Below are 1,397 nucleotides of genomic sequence, written 5' to 3'. Positions count from 1 at the left end.
CCTCCACCGCGTCCACCTGGTACAGCGACAGCAACGCGCCACGCAGCGTCACGTAACGGTAGGCAGCAGGCTGGAGGTACGGCACCAGCGCGGAGTGCGTCCCCACGCCCACGTCGAGCAGCTGCGCCTGCCCCGTGGCGATGACGCTCATGTCCGCGCGCCGGAACTCCACCTGCACCACCACCCCCAGCGACAACCCCCGGTAGTAGATGCGCAAGGGCCCCGTGCCCTCCTCACCCTGCCCCATGTCCAGCGTCAGCGCGCCGCCCAACAGGCTCAGGAAGTTCGCCGTCTGCCCATCCGGCGCCCCCACCGCGTTCTGCGGATTGGCCACCAGCGTGACGCCACTCTGGACCACCGCGTTCGCGTAGTTCGGGGCCAGGGCCTGCTCCCGCGTCACCACATCCTCCGTCGGGAACGTGTCCTCCTCGAGCGCGACGCCACAACCACCCACGACGAATGCGAACACCGCGCTCAACCAGCGCGACGCCGAGACACCACGATTGACCTTCATGTTCTGCTCCATTCCGCTCGTCTGGCTGGACGGAAAAGCCCGCGTGCAGGGAGATGACGGTGGGGATTTCCGTCTCACTCCAAGAAACGCACGACGGCTTTTTCTTGCGGCGATTTTCCGCGAGCAGTCCCCAGCGCCGTGCGCGAGCGGACATGCCAGCCGCCACACCCCGCCCTGGCGAAAGACAGTCGACACACCCCTCGCCCCCACGTCACGTCCCGAGACACGAGCACCCACCATGTCTCTCTTTTCGAGAACACGGCAGACACATGTTCCTCGAAACACGATGATGGGGTTCGCGCCAGACCCACGGGTCCACCCGGAGACCCCGCCCAGGTGGACCTCTCGTTTTAATCAAAGACAGACACGAAATCGACTCAGCGCGTGACGCGGCGGAGCACCGCGCCCAGGAGGGCCAGCACGCCTCCGAGCAGCAGCCCTCCGCCCGTGGACGTGGAGGAACAGCCGCCCGACGGCGTGTCCCGCGACACACAGGCCACGTTCGCGGAGACCACGACGTCGTGCTCCTGGCCGTCCACGGAGACGACGTAGTGCTCCTCCTCGAAGCGCTCCTCGACCTGCCCCTTCTGGAGCGGGTCCACGCGCTGGTCGTTGGCGAAGTAGAAGGAGGCCTCCTCGTTCGGCAGGAGCTCCTCGTCGCACACCGTCGCGCCCTCGCAGTCCGCCAGCGGCCAGCCCACCAGCGTCACGGGCTCGTCACACGCGTTGCGGACCCGGCTGGTGCCGCACGTGGCGTAGGTGGAGATGATGAGGCACGGCTTCTCCGACACCACGCTCTGTCGCTCGGTGACGCAGTCACACGGCTCGCTCTCGGCCCGGGCCGGCCCCGCCGAGCCCACCACCGCCGCCGCCAACACCCAAC

The 1,397-nt window shown here is 67.9% G+C and carries 1 protein-coding gene and 1 pseudogene; both read right to left on the bottom strand.

The window, feature by feature from the left end:
* A pseudogene (locus FL311_RS43180) lies at window positions 1-514 on the bottom strand (calcium-binding protein); the annotation flags it as partial.
* Between the two features lie 377 nt (window positions 515-891).
* A partial coding sequence (locus FL311_RS44710; protein ID WP_141333495.1) for an MXAN_0125 family MYXO-CTERM protein occupies window positions 892-1,397 on the bottom strand: 506 nt, incomplete at its 5' end.

Source organism: Myxococcus sp. AB025B (assembly GCF_006518215.1).
In the GTDB taxonomy this organism is placed as follows: Bacteria; Myxococcota; Myxococcia; order Myxococcales; family Myxococcaceae; genus Myxococcus; species Myxococcus fulvus.
Note: the sequence above shows the minus strand (reverse complement) of the source record. Positions and strands in the feature narration are given on the sequence as shown.